15 protein-coding genes and 1 pseudogene are annotated in these 14,332 nt (G+C 48.5%); 4 read left to right on the top strand and 12 right to left on the bottom strand.

The window, feature by feature from the left end; all coding sequences use genetic code 11:
- Nucleotides 1-16: 16 nt before the first annotated feature.
- The 4 genes and pseudogenes from AT705_RS02345 to AT705_RS02330 all read right to left on the bottom strand — a co-directional run bounded on the left by AT705_RS02345 (nucleotide 17) and on the right by AT705_RS02330 (nucleotide 2,807).
- Complete coding sequence (locus tag AT705_RS02345; RefSeq protein WP_058795317.1) at nucleotides 17-259, bottom strand: hypothetical protein; 243 nt, start codon at nucleotides 257-259, stop codon at nucleotides 17-19.
- A pseudogene (locus tag AT705_RS02340) lies at nucleotides 249-1,061 on the bottom strand (ABC transporter six-transmembrane domain-containing protein). Before AT705_RS02340 ends, AT705_RS02345 begins: the two are co-directional and overlap by 11 nt.
- Nucleotides 1,062-1,243: 182 nt before the next feature.
- Nucleotides 1,244-1,678, bottom strand: a complete 435-nt coding sequence (locus AT705_RS02335; protein ID WP_058795316.1) for a GNAT family N-acetyltransferase — start codon at nucleotides 1,676-1,678, stop codon at nucleotides 1,244-1,246.
- A 106-nt stretch (nucleotides 1,679-1,784) separates the two neighbouring features.
- A complete protein-coding gene (locus tag AT705_RS02330) occupies nucleotides 1,785-2,807 on the bottom strand; it encodes a M23 family metallopeptidase (RefSeq protein ID WP_058795315.1) in 1,023 nt (340 codons plus the stop codon).
- Between the two features lie 175 nt (nucleotides 2,808-2,982).
- Here AT705_RS02330 and AT705_RS02325 point away from each other — a divergent pair, with 175 nt between their 5' ends.
- Nucleotides 2,983-3,753, top strand: coding sequence for a helix-turn-helix domain-containing protein (locus AT705_RS02325; RefSeq protein WP_058795314.1), 771 nt, complete (start codon nucleotides 2,983-2,985; stop codon nucleotides 3,751-3,753).
- Nucleotides 3,754-3,764: 11 nt separating this feature from the next.
- Here AT705_RS02325 and astB read toward each other — a convergent pair whose 3' ends face one another.
- Together astB and AT705_RS02315 are read right to left on the bottom strand one after the other, a co-directional pair.
- Nucleotides 3,765-5,102 (bottom strand): N-succinylarginine dihydrolase, encoded by a 1,338-nt coding sequence (gene astB / locus AT705_RS02320; protein WP_058795313.1) that lies wholly within the window; start codon nucleotides 5,100-5,102, stop codon nucleotides 3,765-3,767.
- A 352-nt stretch (nucleotides 5,103-5,454) separates the two neighbouring features.
- The gene (locus AT705_RS02315) at nucleotides 5,455-6,441 is read right to left on the bottom strand and encodes a zinc-dependent alcohol dehydrogenase family protein (RefSeq protein ID WP_058795312.1); all 987 of its coding nucleotides are present in this window, start codon (nucleotides 6,439-6,441) and stop codon (nucleotides 5,455-5,457) included.
- 98 nt (nucleotides 6,442-6,539) lie between these two features.
- Here AT705_RS02315 and AT705_RS02310 point away from each other — a divergent pair, with 98 nt between their 5' ends.
- The 3 genes from AT705_RS02310 (at nucleotide 6,540) to AT705_RS02300 (ending at nucleotide 8,368) form a co-directional block, all read left to right on the top strand.
- Nucleotides 6,540-7,433 (top strand): LysR family transcriptional regulator, encoded by an 894-nt coding sequence (locus AT705_RS02310; RefSeq protein WP_049864353.1) that lies wholly within the window; start codon nucleotides 6,540-6,542, stop codon nucleotides 7,431-7,433.
- A 63-nt stretch (nucleotides 7,434-7,496) separates the two neighbouring features.
- Nucleotides 7,497-8,015 (top strand): RNA polymerase sigma factor, encoded by a 519-nt coding sequence (locus AT705_RS02305; RefSeq protein ID WP_058795311.1) that lies wholly within the window; start codon nucleotides 7,497-7,499, stop codon nucleotides 8,013-8,015.
- Complete coding sequence (locus tag AT705_RS02300) at nucleotides 8,012-8,368, top strand: DUF6768 family protein (RefSeq protein ID WP_058795310.1); 357 nt, start codon at nucleotides 8,012-8,014, stop codon at nucleotides 8,366-8,368. Before AT705_RS02305 ends, AT705_RS02300 begins: the two co-directional genes overlap by 4 nt.
- Before the next feature lie 16 nt (nucleotides 8,369-8,384).
- Here the strand turns inward: AT705_RS02300 and AT705_RS02295 are convergent, their stop codons facing one another.
- From AT705_RS02295 to AT705_RS02275, 6 genes are all read right to left on the bottom strand, one after another.
- Nucleotides 8,385-8,762 (bottom strand): hypothetical protein, encoded by a 378-nt coding sequence (locus tag AT705_RS02295; protein ID WP_058795309.1) that lies wholly within the window; start codon nucleotides 8,760-8,762, stop codon nucleotides 8,385-8,387.
- 189 nt (nucleotides 8,763-8,951) lie between these two features.
- On the bottom strand, nucleotides 8,952-9,602 hold the full coding sequence (locus tag AT705_RS02290; RefSeq protein ID WP_058795308.1) for a flavin reductase family protein: 651 nt from the start codon (nucleotides 9,600-9,602) through the stop codon (nucleotides 8,952-8,954).
- A gap of 62 nt (nucleotides 9,603-9,664) precedes the next feature.
- Nucleotides 9,665-11,227, bottom strand: a complete 1,563-nt coding sequence (locus AT705_RS02285) for a cryptochrome/photolyase family protein (protein WP_058795307.1) — start codon at nucleotides 11,225-11,227, stop codon at nucleotides 9,665-9,667.
- Complete coding sequence (locus AT705_RS24780; protein ID WP_082668897.1) at nucleotides 11,220-11,372, bottom strand: DUF2256 domain-containing protein; 153 nt, start codon at nucleotides 11,370-11,372, stop codon at nucleotides 11,220-11,222. The genes AT705_RS02285 and AT705_RS24780 overlap by 8 nt, the downstream gene beginning before the upstream one ends.
- 3 nt (nucleotides 11,373-11,375) lie before the next feature.
- Entirely contained in the window at nucleotides 11,376-12,827 is a 1,452-nt protein-coding gene (locus AT705_RS02280; protein ID WP_058795306.1) for an FAD-binding domain-containing protein, read from the bottom strand.
- Entirely contained in the window at nucleotides 12,824-14,188 is a 1,365-nt protein-coding gene (locus AT705_RS02275; protein ID WP_058795305.1) for a DASH family cryptochrome, read from the bottom strand. Before AT705_RS02275 ends, AT705_RS02280 begins: the two co-directional genes overlap by 4 nt.
- Between the last annotated feature and the right edge of the window lie 144 nt (nucleotides 14,189-14,332).

Here is a 14,332-nt window from a genome sequence, read left to right as displayed (position 1 = left end):
TAATTTTAGATACTTGCTAATCCACGCGAGCACGGCTGGTCGCTTTTAACTCGATTGGCCAGCGCGCCTGAGTACTTGCCTGCACTGTTAAGCCTGGGGTAACGGCAGAGCGTTCTACCTCAAGTACAGATACCACAGGTAAGTGCCCGTCATCCTTGTGTGGCTGCGGCTCTTCTGGTGTCAGAAGCACAACAACTAACAGGGCCAGTGTTAATGCGCTCGCGGCTACAATGACCGGAAAACGGGTTTTAAACGTCATGGATCACCTCCATCTGGGTCTGTGAGTCAATCGGCTGATTAAGGCGTTTACTGATCTCACTCAGCCTTGATAGGGTTTGTAGTGTGACAGGCAGCATGATTGCTGTGTCTACGAATTCAAGGGAGTAAGTCACAATAGAAAACACCTGACCTACACTGATATCAGGGATCAACTGCACCATCCATAAATTACCCAGTACGGCCGTAATCAACACAAGAAAGATCAATCCATATACCCAGGCTTCAGTATCTGACAGGCGAATTTCACATCGTTTGAGTCGCTCAAAATGCGCACTGATTGCACCAAGCGGTCGGTGGCTCAACACCCAGACTTGCTGTTCAAGCTGGTCATTCAGCTTGCTATTCAAAATACTGAAGCGATCATGAAACAAAGCATAGATGAGACACATTAACGCCGCGGCAAGTATCACGCTGTATGCTAGATAGAGATGAAAAGAAGCCAAGATAACCACAGTGGCGATAAGCTGTATCCCCGCCGTGAATACGGCTGGTAAATCATTCTCCAGAAAATCGACGAGTTCACGTGACATGGTTAGCCTGGCGTCTTTGGTGGATACGGGCGCGGCGCGTAACTTAAATGCCAACATTTCGGCTAGTCTGACCCGAATATCACCAAATACACGGGTATCATAGAAGCGACGGAGCACGCTTATCGCTACCAACCCCACCAGCACTAAGGCAAATCAGGACAAAGGCGTCAGAGACTGGTCAAGCACCCCATCGATGGCATAGCCAATAAACAAAGGGAGTAAGATCAACAGAATATTCTCTAAGATCACCATACTCCAGGTGACAAAGATCTTGAAAGGACTGGTGCGAATAATCGCAGCAAAAGAAATTTTATTCAGGAGTTTCACAACTGGCTCCGCAAGTACTAGAAAACTTGCGGCCAGTGTTACAGATCGAAGCGGGAAAAAAGTGTCCTAGATTGCGCTTTTGCTTCCGGGTCACTTAAAGCAGGCCATTATTCAGCGCATTTTGTGTATAGATCAGGACGACAGATCTGCATCAAAATACTTGGGTCCTCCGGCGTCTCGAAACCAAATTGCGCATACAAACCATGCGCATCCTTAGTCGCCAGCATGATTCTGCGTAAGCCCTGAAGGTCCGGGTGTTGCATAATGGTATCGACGAGCTGCTTACTTAGCCCTTTGCCTCGATGCGCCTCCACAATAAATACATCCGCCAAATACGCAAACGTTGCCTTGTCCGTGATCATTCGGGCAAATCCTACCTGCTCAGCCGTGTCAGTGTAGACGCCAAAACACAAAGAGTGCTCAATGGCCTGTTTCATGACCTCACGGGGGATTTCCTTAGCCCAGTAGGAGTCTGAAATAAAATCGTGAATGAGATCAAAGTTGAGTCGTTTAGGATCGCAACTAATTGTATAGGCCGGCATTTTATACTCCCTAAAAATGGTGGCATGATTGATTTTTGTTATTGCCCCATTAAACCTTTGACCCCAACACTAAAGCAAGCACTTAATTGAAAAGTGTGCAGGCCTGTTAGCTCCTCTGGATCACCTGCATGCCACGGCTAAGGTGTACAGCATCAGAATGTACGCCTTCACACTCAACCCCAATGAACTCAACAGGCAACCCCATTGCATAATAAATATCGGGACGATCCTGGAGGTGGAAATGTAAATGGGGTTCACTGGTAAAACCGTTAAATCCACACACCCCCAGTAGCTCCCCTTGGCCTACGCTGTCTCCAGGTTTAACCGAAATTGACCCTTTTTTAAGATGAGCATAATAACCATATTCACCGGGTGCATGCCTGATCACAACATGATTGCCAGCAAAGTGACAACAAAGAAAATCTATTAACCCAAACCCTGGCAGTGGCGCCTGAGCGACTCTATCAAACACCGAAATCACTTCCCCCGCTGCTGCCGCAACAATTGGCTGGTTAAAGCAATAATAATCCCGCGCATTCAGACCGTTACCTTTATGGCGTGAATAAGTGTGATCGACCATCACAAAGTCCAGTGCATACCTTTGCGAGAGCACATCCCAGGAATGAGAGGTTGCAGGTGAGTTGCCGCCATTGTAAACCAGCCAGCGACCTTCAAACGGCAAGCGATAACACACCTTATTTTTGTATCCGGCAATGTCTGTTGCTCTTGTCGATATTCTTTTTCCAACCGACAGCTGACAAACAAGTAATTTAACCTGTTGAAATAACAGTATGGGATTCAAAAGCGTCAGCGCCATAGAGGGAAGCGCCGTCAAGACCATACCATAACGACCAAGATAACGATGAATGCCCGGACGAGGCCAGTTTAATCCGGGATGTCGCTCACCGTCTTCACCAGAGAGAATCACAATATACCTTTTTAGTAACCAAGCACTGATAAAATGAATAGAAAAGTACAAGCCCAACTTGGCTGGAACCGACAAACGGAACTGCCAGGCCCATTGACAAAGCAGCTGCACACCGATAGTAGCGCATACTGCCATCACCATGGGGATCAGCCAGGTAAATGCAAACGCCTTGTGCCGGCTCAATGCTAACTCTTTGGCCATACTCTTTACTCCTTTGCCTGATATTCAATAAACTGCTTACTGTCTGGCTGACACTCTAGCCATCCCTGCCATTCAGTACAATGGTTCAACAATAACAAGTTATAAAGGACCATATTTTGATACTCAAATTTTTATATTGTGATACCTTGATGCTTATTATCCCGGAGTAACACGAATGACCAAGGAGCTGAACAAGCACGTCGTGAGGCGCTGTCTTGATAAAATTAAATCACAACTAAAGGTCAGGGAGTTGACCTACCTGGACGTTGCCGGGTTGTTTAATGTGTCAGAAAATACCGTGAAGAGAATGCTGAACCAGGATGACATCAGCCTGAGTCGGCTGTTAACGCTGGCAGAACTGTGCGACCTGGACGCCGCAAAATTACTGAGCGAGAGTGTACAAGATACCCCTGAGCACACCTACTTTACGGCGCGCCAGGATCAGGCCTTTGCAAAACAACCACATTTGTTAAGCTACTTTTCCCGGCTGTTTTATCATCAGCAAACAGTAGAACACATTGCCACTGAGTTTAATTTAAGCGCACTTTCCAGTTACCGATATTTACGGGCGCTTGAGGATATTGAGCTTTTGACATTACACCCCAATAACCAATTCAAATTTTTAGTACACCCGCCATTGGGGTTTGCTCCAGACAGTCTGGTAATAAAACAGTCCGTCTGTAAACACATGGCGCAAACACTTGATGCTGTTATGGCCCCGACCAGTACGCCAGAGCAGCATGTCTTAATTAAGCCAATGAAAATGCCGCCCATACTACGGGATAAAATGTGGCAGGAATTACAAGATAGCGTCAGCAAATACGCCCACATAGCGGAGCAGGCCTTTGCGCAGCACAGTGAGCAACCTGACTTTCAGGTTACTCTTGTTATGCATCCGCTCAATACCGACGTATTTAATGAAGCCCCCATCATTGCGTTAGATTAGGGCCCTTGGGCTTATTCTTGTTGAAACGGGTAAATGGCGCCCAGGTTCATCAGCTGCGTTAGTTCATCCAGCGCCTGCTGACTCTCAGTTAACAAATTGGGATCAGCCAGGTCGGCCTCACTCAGCCTGTCGCGGTAATGTTTGTTTATCCAGTCTCTCAAGCGCTGATAGGTGTGCTCATCCAGCAAGCATGCCTGATTCACCGCATTGAGTTCCTGCTCCGATAAAGTCACTCTCAGTCGCAAGCACGCAGGTCCACCACCGTTTTGCATACTTTGCTTGAGATCCATATATATTACTTCGCTGATCGGGTTGCTGGCCTGACACAGCGCCGACAAATATTGCTCAACTTTCCCCACGGTCTGGCATTCCCCCGGCGCTATGATGGCCATACCGCCTGAAGGTAAACTAACCAGCTGACTATTGAATATGTAGCTTTTTACCGCTTCTTCAACACTGATATCGGCATTCTTTACTTCAATAAGGTGAAGTGGTCTGTCACCCCGATAGGCGGAGTTTATCTGTTCAATCACCTTTTGCTGCTGATAAAAGGCCTGCTCATGAAACAGAAACACATTCTCATTGCCTATGGCTATGACATCGTTATGAAACACACCCTGATCGATCACTTCAGGATTCTGTTGAATAAATAAGGTGCTATGCGGGTCGAGCTGGTGACTTCGCGCAACCGCTTCAGACGCCTGGCGAGTTTGCCGCGCAGGGAATAGCTGCGGCTTAACCTGAGTCTGAGCATCTTCACCGTAGACAAATAACGCCAGCCCCTGATGTCCGTAGCTGTCAGCCAGTCGAGTATAGTTAGCTGCACCTTCATCTCCAAACATAGGATGCTGAGGTAATGCTTCATGATGGCTGAAATAGTCATTGTTGTTAAAAATACTTTTTAAAATCTGGCTGGTCTGAGGCGCTTCGATAGCCCGGTGCAATTTATTGTTTAAGTTTGCAGGTGTAAGGTGCAATTTGCCATCCGCGCTATCGCAACTGGGTGATACCGTCGCTGCATTCGCAGTCCACATCGAAGACGCCGAGTAACAGGCTTTAAGCAACTGAGGCTGGGATTTTGCAGCCTGGCTGATCACCTCTGCGTCTGTACCACTAAACCCACATACTCTGAGGGTACGCAGATCCGGACGAGCATTAGGCGCTATGACGCCCTGGTGTAAGCCAAGCTGAACCAGGTGCCACATTTTTTCGAGCCCCTGTAATGCCGCCTGTTTCGGGTTGGATACTTTGTTGGCATTAGATTTGGACGCAACATTGCCATAAGACAATCCCGCGTAATTGTGTGTTGGGCCGACCAGGCCATCAAAATTTACTTCGTAGTAGTTCATGTTGCCCCCTTTTGGTGCAGAGCGCCTTTATTTTACTGAGCATTGCACCAGATTGGTTATTCTTGTTCTATTTTCAACTAAGAGAATGAAATAAAAAATCAATATTATTCATAAGGTTACTATTATGCCTGTGCACGTTAGCTCAAAGGTAAGTTCAAAACCTGTGCCAGCAGACAAAACTTCTATAAGTTAGTCGTAATTCAATCAATATGACAAAAATTTGAGCGTGAAATGACAAAAAGAAAACAATCGTGTGGCGGAGCAATTAAATGAGTTGTGTTAAGTACAGGCTGAGTGCGGTACACCACACTCAACCCGGGGGGTTTAAAATTAAGCACTAAGCACGTATTCGTTATACGTCAATCACCACTTTGCCCATCGCCTGACCACTTTGCAGTCGCGCATGCGCCAGACCTGCTTGCGACAACTCAAAACCTTGTTCATCCAACACGGGCACCAGCGCCCCGGCTTCAACTATGGTTGTCAGGGCATTCAGGATCTGGTGATGATCTTCACGCTTATGGTTATGCAGCATAGGGATCAGCATAAAGACCACATGCAAAGACAACCCTTTAAAGTGAGCCACTGACAAGTCAAGATCCACCATGGCCACAGTTGAGGCTACATGACCGTTCAAGGCCGCGGCTTCGAACGAGTTAGCCATATTGGCGCCGCCTACTGAGTCAAAGACCACATCGAACCCTCTGCCCTCGGTATGTGTGGTCACATAATCTGCCACTTGTTCGGTTTTATAGTTAATCGGTACTGCGCCCAGGCGACTGATCAGCTCAAGCTGGGCATCGCCGCCACCGGTCGAGTACACTTGTGCACCAAAGTGTTTAGCTAATTGCACGGCAACATGTCCAACACCGCCAGAGCCACCATGTACCAGGACTTGCTGGCCTGCCCCTATCCCAGCCCGTTGTAGCCCTTCATAAGCCGTGATCCCTACTAAAGGTAAAGCAGCCGCTTCTCGCATAGTCAGATTACTGGGTTTACGCGCAATGAGTCGGGCATCGGCCAGCATAAATTCCGCCAATGCGCCTGGTAAGTCAGCCAGACCACCGGCACACCCGTAGACTTCGTCTCCTACGGCAAAGTCCGTTACGCCCTCTCCAACTTCAACCACGGTACCCGCAAAGTCCATCCCGAGTACGGCTGGTAAGGCCGGTGATAAAGGCAAGGCTTCGCCCATGGTGCGGATCATCGTATCAACCGTGTTGACGCTGCTTGCCGCTACTTGCACCAGAACGTGACCTGCCGTCACTTGAGGTTTAACTACCTCAGTTAAAGTAAACGCAGCCTCTTCACCGTATTGATTTAAAACCATCGCTTTCATAATTATGCTCTCCTGTATTGATGACTAAAACTATACTTGCCTTTTTATTTATTGATAATAGACTGAATTTAATAATCACTTTATACATTTTATTAATAATGAACATTGAGCATCTCAAGTTGTTTGTGCGCATCGCCGCCACCTGTAACATTAGCCAGGCCGGCCAGGATCTGGGGCTGTCAGCCGCAGTCGCAAGCAGCCATATTAGTAAGCTCGAAACCGACCTCGGGGTCAGACTGCTACATCGCACAACACGCAAAGTGTCTTTGACCGAAGAAGGGCTGGCGTTTCTGCCCCATGCCGAAGATGTGTTGAATGGGGTTGAGGCCGCGCGAGCCGCCATAGGCGCCGGCAGTACTAAGCCCAGTGGTACGCTGAGGCTAACCATGCCAGCATCCTTTGGCAGAATGCATATTTTGCCTGCCCTGCCCGGCTTTTTTACCCGGTATCCGGAAATTAAACTCGACCTGAAACTGTCTGACACCATTTCCGATTTGGTCGAGGGCGGCTTTGATCTCGCGATACGTAACAGCGCACTCAAGGACTCCACACTGGTTGCCAAAAAGCTGACTACCGACACCCGATTACTCTGCGCCTCACCGGATTACCTGGCCACAAATGGGCACCCGGAACACCCCTCAGCCTTGGCGGAGCATGCCTGTATCACCCTGGCCGGGTTGGAACATTGGTCCTTTCAGACGCCTCAAGGTCATCAAACCATTAAAGTGCAAGGTCAGCTACGTGCTGATAACGGAGACGCCATCAGAGAGGCCTGTCAACTGGGGCTAGGGATAACCATTAATTCGCGCTGGAGTGCCTATAAAGCATTGCGCTCGGGTCAACTTGTCGAGGTATTACCTGACTATCCGCTCGAATCTAATACCGCTATCTGGCTGGTGTACCCCAGCTCCCGACTATTGGCGCCCAAAGTGCGCGTTTTTATTGATTATCTGGTGAGCTACTTTGGCGAAATCCCCTATTGGGAAAAATAATTTGCTGCGTGTGAACCTTTTTACATGCTGCGCCGTCTTGTAGGAAAAGCCCAAAGGAATAGCATGGAACCATCAAAGGCCGCATTACTGGTATTGTCTGCCCAACAGGGCAACCGGCGTGCGTTCGAAACCTTATGCGAAGCGTTTTATCAGCCAAGCTGGCGGTTTGCGATGAAGCTCAGTGGCCAAAGTGCCAGTGCCGATGATATCTGCCAGGATGTCTGGACTAACATCGCCAAAAAGCTCAATCAGCTTAAAGAGCCCAGTGCATTTCGGGCCTGGGTGTTCCGCGCCATTTACCGTCGCTTTGTCGACCTTAAACAGGCAGAACATCGTTTCGAAGAGACCCAGCCGGAGCAGGCATTCGAGACACCGGATTTGGATACCTCGTTGAGTATCCTGACGCTGATAAACCGGCTAGCCGACGAAGAGCGCCACTGTGTGTACTTATTTTACTTAGAGCAGATGTCGCTCAGAGACATTGCCAATATACTGGATGTCCCCCAGGGCACCGTTAAATCAAGATTAAACCGCGCAAGGGCACAATTGCGTACCCTGGTTAACGAGGAGCAAATAGCATGAACTTAGACAAAGAGATAAGTAAAGCATTACAGCAAGAACAAAATCAGATAGATCCCATTCTTGCTCAGGAAAAAGGCCTGTTCACTATGCTGGGCAACGTGTATCAGGGTAATACCCGTTTCTGGGTGATCCTGGCTTCAATCAGCGCCCTGCTGATCACCATCGGCTTTGTGTACAGCGGTTATCGGTTTTATATCGCCACCGCAGTCATGGATCAGGTGTTTTGGGCTGTGTGGTTTATCACCGGATTGCTTGTGCAGATCGCCACCAAACTTTGGATTTTTATGGAAATGAATCGCCAAAGTGTACTGAGAGAAATAGCGCACCTCGCAGTAAGACTTCAAGCCAAATAATTGTCGGGCCCTGCTTTTAGCGCGAAACTGAAGGTAGGGCCTGCTCACATACTACTTTGCCAAATACGCTGGCATCAACTTCAAGGCAGCGCAGGCCATCAGGACCAGACACAACTGCATCACTACATCGCTTGTCATGCACCACAGGCTGACCATTGGGCTCAACCCGGTAACCTCCCCCTTTACACAAGGCACTTGCTTTATTTTGCCAGCGTGCCAACAACGAAGTGGTGCTTTGTTCAGAGCCGGACACTGACACTATATAAACACCTGTCTCCTGGGTATCAATTACCGCTATTTTTGGCCCGGCCAATGCCACACTATTGAATGACACAAACAGAACAACAGCCATCACATGTGCCACCTCTTTTAATGTCAGTGCCTCTTTGCTCATAAAATGCCTTATTCACGCTCAGTAATTTATACCAATTTGCTTAATTAAGTGTTCTATTTTGAGGCGAGAAAATATAGTCGATAACAAGGCAAAAATTTTGCTATTTAGTTCTTCTAAATGAGAAATTTTTAACGCTGTTAGCGTCATATTTGCTCCTTCAAATAGACCAGGTATTAAGTGAAATTGGTATTACTCCCCATTCAGGTTTAGTTGTCTGGGTGGGTGCTCAGGTTTGGCGTAGCTCAGTCGGCCAAGCCTCCGTGTTTCATGATAACTATCCAGTCCGGAAATAGCCACGGTATGCAAAGACTCAATGTCGATGTAACCATCCGCTTTAATACTGTTTTGCGGCACTTGAATATCAATGACCTCTCCTATCACTAAAATGGTGCCATTGATCTCCAGTTTCTGTACTTCTCGTAATGCCAAAGCAAATTTCAACTGGCTCTGTGCCACATAAGGTGCTGTGATGCCATCAGCCAGCTGAGTGTCCAGTCCGACCTCTGAAAACTCAGATACGCCTGGGGCATAACGCGCCGAGGTTTGGTGGGCTTGCTGCCAGATAGTCGAGTTAACATGGTTTAGCGTGTAATGACCTGTGGCCTGGAGATTGCTCAGTGTGTCTCTGGGCACCGTATCAGGGCGGATGATCATGCCTATCAGCGGCGGATTGGCACCAATATGAAAGACCGAGCTGACGATAGCCAAATTGGGGTTACCTTGTGCATCCTGGGTACCGACCAGATTAGCACTTTTAAATCCAGACAAGCTGTTTATCAGTCGTGCCCTTTCCCGCTCTTGCATATTGGTTATGTCTTCCCGGCTGAGCTGTGTGATCATCTTTATAAATTCCTCTTTTTTGGCTGTTTCTATGTACTGTTACGTTGGTTTGGACAGCTGTGTTAAAGCTGTTCGATATGGTCGAGCAAGTATTGAGCGCGTGTGAGCAAGGCCTGCTTATCTTCTTCAGACTTTTTCAGCCAGTTGCTGTACACCATTTTTGTACGCGGGTTACTGGCGAATTGCGTATGGTGTTGCTGCATAAAGCGCCAATACAAGGCGTTTAACGGACAGGCTGACTCAGAGACCGTTTCTGTCACTTTGTAAGCACAGTCGCCGCAGTAGTCACTCATTTTTTTAATGTAGTTTCCGCTGGCTGCATAAGCCTTGGAGCCAACAATGCCACCATCGGCAAACTGGCTCATACCCCGGGTGTTTGGCATTTCCACCCACTCTATGGCGTCGATGTAAATCCCCAGGTACCAGGCGTCCACCTGATCTGGGTCTATGCCAGCCACCAGACAGAAGTTGCCGGTGACCATCAGGCGCTGAATATGATGGGCATACGCAAAGGTCAGCGATTGTGTGATAGCGTGACTGAGACAGCGCATTTTGGTGTCGCCCGTCCAGAACCAGGCAGGCAAGCTGCGTGTGGCCTGCAAATGATTGAGCTCAGCATACTTTGGCATATTGGCCCAATAAATGCCCCTGACAAACTCGCGCCAACCAATGATCTGGCGCACAAATCCCTCTATCTGCGCCAGACTGATGGCTCCCTGGGACTGCTCAAATGCCAAAATCGCCGAATCTACCACCATTTTAGGACTGAGGATTTTGGCATTAATGGCAAATGACAAGCGAGAATGATACAAGCTCCAGCCCCGATCCTCGCCAAGCTCAATTAGTTTACCCGTCATAGCATCCTGAAAACGCCCGAATAACGGTAAACAATGCTGGCAAAAGAACGTCAGCAGGGACTTTGCCTGTACACGATTAACGGGCCACAGCAGAAGCTCATCCGCCTGCCCTATGGTTTTGACCTGATGTCGCTTGAGCCGCGCCAAAATATCACCGACCTCGTTAGCAAACACCAGCGGTTCGGGTATCTCAGCAAGATCGGCCGCTTTGAGCTTGTTGCGATTATCACTGTCGAAATTCCATTGTCCGCCAAGCGGTTCTCCATCGACCATGAGCACATTAAACTCACCGCGCATCTTGCGATAGAAATGTTCCAGCCGATGCCGTTTATCAGGCTTAAAGTAACTGCCAAGCTGGTCATTAGCCAGATAGAAATGTTCAGTATCATAGACACTCGAAGTAACTGACAGTGTGTCGCAAAACTGTGACAGCTGAGTGCGCAACCGATATTCATCCGGCAACTGATAAGCAAAGTGACCGATATTATACTCCCTGATCAGGTGGGTCAGCAGCTCAGGTAGCGATGCAAAGTCCTGCGTATCATCCAGCGTCAGATGCAATACATGGTGCCCTGCCGACTTAAGTGCCTGTGCGAATGCTTTCATTGCAGCAAAAAACGCGCATATTTTCTGGACATGGTGCCGGGTATAATTCGTCTCCTGATGCAGTTCAGCAATAACATAAAGCACCTCATCGGACTTTTCTGTATACCAGCTATGACCCGCATTAAGCTGATCGCCCAGGATCAATCTAAGTTGTTTACTCATGTGTTTCTCTGTTTGTTTGCCTGTTGCCCGCACACCGTTTGGAGCAATATTTCACATTGGGCCAGTCGCGTTGCCATTTTTTGCGCCAGGAAAAAGGACGCAGGCAAACCGGGCAGGTTTTTTCTGGTAACCGGGATTTCTTCATACCTTAGCTCGGACGTACGTGTCGTTTCAGGATCCGCTGGGCTTCTTTTTTCACTTGAGGCCTTTTGCGCCATTGCCACAGTAATTCCTGCGCTGCTTTATAGCTTAGCTTTAAATTGACAATGGGCTCAGGATAATCCTCCCCAAGCACCACGCCATACATCAGCTGTTCCATCTGCGACAGCTCCCAGGGTTTATGAACCAAAGGAGCAGGCACATCTTTGAGCATTGGTAGCCAGGTTTTGACAAACTCCCCTTGCGGGTCTTTTTCTTCGCCTTGCTTAACCGGACTATAAATGCGAATGGTGTTGATGCCAGTCACACCCGCCTGCATTTGAAACTGGCTGTAGTGAATACCCGGTTCGAAATCTAAAAAGACCCGGGCAAGATGGGCAACACCCAAACGCCAGTCGAGCTCCAGGTGGTGACATAAAAAGCTCACCAACATAGCGCGCATACGGAAGTTGATGTAACCCGTGGCAATCAGGCACCGCATACAGGCGTCCACCATAGGAATGCCTGTATTACCGGTTTCCCAGGCAGCTAGCCTTTGTTGCGCTTCCACTCCCGTACAGCGAGGCAAGAGGTCATAACCCCGATTAATGTGCCGAAACTCCATGTCACATTCGCTTTCGAACTTTTGAATGAAATGACAATGCCAATGCAGCCTGGAAGAAAAGGCCACCAGAGTGCGACGCCAACCCACCATTTGCCAGTGAGCTAACACACTCTGGTACACCTGACGCAAACTGATATTGCCCCAGGCCAGATAAGCAGACATACGCGAACACGCCTGCTGGCTGAGTAACGGGCTGGATAAACTACAAGCATACCCTTTGCCTCGTCCCTGGTAGAACTCGGCTAAAATACGGCGTGCCTGAGCTTCACCACCGGACTGAAAAGTGCCCGGCGGTGCATTGAAGCGTTGTTGAATATCGCTCAGTTGGGAATACGTCGAGTCTGGTGAAAACCAATTTACTTGTGACAAATCAGGATCAGCGCAGCGTTCACGCATGGTTTTTTGCCATTGTTTATCCCAGTTTTGCCGCTGTGTCAGCCCTCTTAGTACTGCGCCACAACGAAATTCGTCCCAGTTAATTCCCATTGCCGCACACCAGTTTGCAACTGCCTTGTCCCGCTCAAAAGTGTTCGCCAGACCGATTTCCTGATGAGAGTACAGTCCGGCGATTTGGTAGGTCTCATGGACCTGCTGTAAAGCGTCTAATGCCGGTTTGTCCGATACCCACAAAGATCCGTGCGGAACTCGCGCATTGATGTCCTGTAAAGACTGCAGAACAAACTGCCAATGGCGAGCTGAATAATGCGGGTCGTCCAGTAATATGGGTTCAAAGCAATATAAGAGCAGTACGGGATGACCACTTTGAATGGCCTGACACAAAGGTGCGTGGTCGGATAACCTTAAATCACGCTTGAGCCAGACGACCGCCGCACTCATACGTCTTCCTCAGCAAATGTTGGCCAGTCTGCTGCATCCGCACTGTCCACAGATGAAACACCCTGCTCACCACGCCACTTTTGCACGAACAGACCTAGCTCATCATACAGCTGAGCCTGTTTTTCAATATTTAAATGGCGTCCACCGCGCGGATCGACACCCACTCCCGCTATGTACTGCCAATTTCCCCAGTTTGAGGCGACATCATGATCGAGTAATTGCTGCTGGAAGTAAGCTGCACCATAGCGCCAGTCCAGTCCCAGTTCATTTACAAAATAACTGGCTGCAATTTGCCGACCCCGGTTTGACATGTAACCGGTTTCATTAAGCTGGTTCATGAGCGCATTCACTAAAGGCACAGGTGTATTACCCTGGCACCAGCGAGTAAAACGTTCTGGCATAAAAGTGGCCAAAGGCTTAGACTTAGCTAATCCCTTAATTAGAAAAAGCTGCAGCCCAAGCTTAAGACAAAGCCACTGAAAATATTCACGCCAAAGCAGTTCAAACTTTATCCAGTAGGTCGACTCGTTCGCCACAACCTGCTTTTCAAATGCTTCTGTCGCCCACCAAACCTGGCGCGGAGACAGATTACCCAGTGCCAGATAGGGACTCATTTTTGTTGAGTTAAACCAGCCATCCAGCGCGTTGCGGGTTTCTTTGTATCTGCGGGCAACACCACTGTCGAAATAATCCCTCAGATGAGCTTGCGCGGCTTCCTCCCCGGCGGGAAAGTCCAGCGGCACTCTGGTTTCAGTTAACCGATCCTGACGCTGTGCATGCCACTGATGCAAAATGCCCTGCTCATTTGCACCGCTTACTGTGACGAGGGGAGCAGGTAACCGCGATGGTTCGAAGCGACACGGTGTTACAACCGACAAGGGCGCTTTTTCTACGCGTTTTCTGAACTGAGTAAAGTTGCTTAAATCACGACTCACAGTTTGTATCTGGCTGTGCTCGAACAAAGTATGCTGCCAGAAGCTGTACAGTGGGACTGCTCCCAACTCCTTGCGTAATTTTTGCACGGACCTGCGTTCATAAAGCCCTACCTGTTCGGCGCAAATCACCTGATCTATCTCGTATTTTAATACCTGGTGTGGCAAAACCTGATGTGGCTCACCTTCAACAACCAACAAACTGTGGCCACAGCTATCTAGTTGGCTACTGAGTGTTAATAGTGAATCAGCAATAAATGTTGCCTGCCTGTCTCCGAGCAACTTGCAATGATAATTAGTCTGTATGCGATACCTTGGGTTTATCACATACACAAACAGTATCTGGTCACTGTTTTGAGTGGCAAAATCGAGTGCCAGATTGTCATCCAGCCTGAGGTCTTGAGTAAGCCAGTAAAGCGTTCTTTTCACGCGCAGCCCTGTCGGATTGTTAGCATGCCTTGTCTTACGGACTGTGAAGAGAAAAAGTTCAACACTGAACTTTCATTACTTATTGAAAGTTCAGTAAGCTCTGCGATATGCTAATTACCAGTGGACTAAATAACAATCAATAAC

Origin of the sequence: Pseudoalteromonas rubra (assembly GCF_001482385.1) — a bacterium.
Taxonomy (GTDB): domain Bacteria; phylum Pseudomonadota; class Gammaproteobacteria; order Enterobacterales; family Alteromonadaceae; genus Pseudoalteromonas; species Pseudoalteromonas ardens.
Note: the sequence above shows the minus strand (reverse complement) of the source record. Positions and strands in the feature narration are given on the sequence as shown.

Excerpts from the sequence above, each read along its gene's own strand:
- AT705_RS02345 (WP_058795317.1), bottom strand. The coding sequence starts at position 259 with ATGACGTTTAAAACCCGTTTTCCGGTCATTGTAGCCGCGAGCGCATTA.
- AT705_RS02335 (WP_058795316.1), bottom strand. The coding sequence starts at position 1,678 with ATGCCGGCCTATACAATTAGTTGCGATCCTAAACGACTCAACTTTGAT.
- AT705_RS02330 (WP_058795315.1), bottom strand. The coding sequence starts at position 2,807 with ATGGCCAAAGAGTTAGCATTGAGCCGGCACAAGGCGTTTGCATTTACC.
- AT705_RS02325 (WP_058795314.1), top strand. The coding sequence starts at position 2,983 with ATGACCAAGGAGCTGAACAAGCACGTCGTGAGGCGCTGTCTTGATAAA.
- astB (WP_058795313.1), bottom strand. The coding sequence starts at position 5,102 with ATGAACTACTACGAAGTAAATTTTGATGGCCTGGTCGGCCCAACACAC.
- AT705_RS02315 (WP_058795312.1), bottom strand. The coding sequence starts at position 6,441 with ATGAAAGCGATGGTTTTAAATCAATACGGTGAAGAGGCTGCGTTTACT.
- AT705_RS02310 (WP_049864353.1), top strand. The coding sequence starts at position 6,540 with ATGAACATTGAGCATCTCAAGTTGTTTGTGCGCATCGCCGCCACCTGT.
- AT705_RS02305 (WP_058795311.1), top strand. The coding sequence starts at position 7,497 with ATGGAACCATCAAAGGCCGCATTACTGGTATTGTCTGCCCAACAGGGC.
- AT705_RS02300 (WP_058795310.1), top strand. The coding sequence starts at position 8,012 with ATGAACTTAGACAAAGAGATAAGTAAAGCATTACAGCAAGAACAAAAT.
- AT705_RS02295 (WP_058795309.1), bottom strand. The coding sequence starts at position 8,762 with ATGAGCAAAGAGGCACTGACATTAAAAGAGGTGGCACATGTGATGGCT.
- AT705_RS02290 (WP_058795308.1), bottom strand. The coding sequence starts at position 9,602 with ATGATCACACAGCTCAGCCGGGAAGACATAACCAATATGCAAGAGCGG.
- AT705_RS02285 (WP_058795307.1), bottom strand. The coding sequence starts at position 11,227 with ATGAGTAAACAACTTAGATTGATCCTGGGCGATCAGCTTAATGCGGGT.
- AT705_RS24780 (WP_082668897.1), bottom strand. The coding sequence starts at position 11,372 with ATGAAGAAATCCCGGTTACCAGAAAAAACCTGCCCGGTTTGCCTGCGT.
- AT705_RS02280 (WP_058795306.1), bottom strand. The coding sequence starts at position 12,827 with ATGAGTGCGGCGGTCGTCTGGCTCAAGCGTGATTTAAGGTTATCCGAC.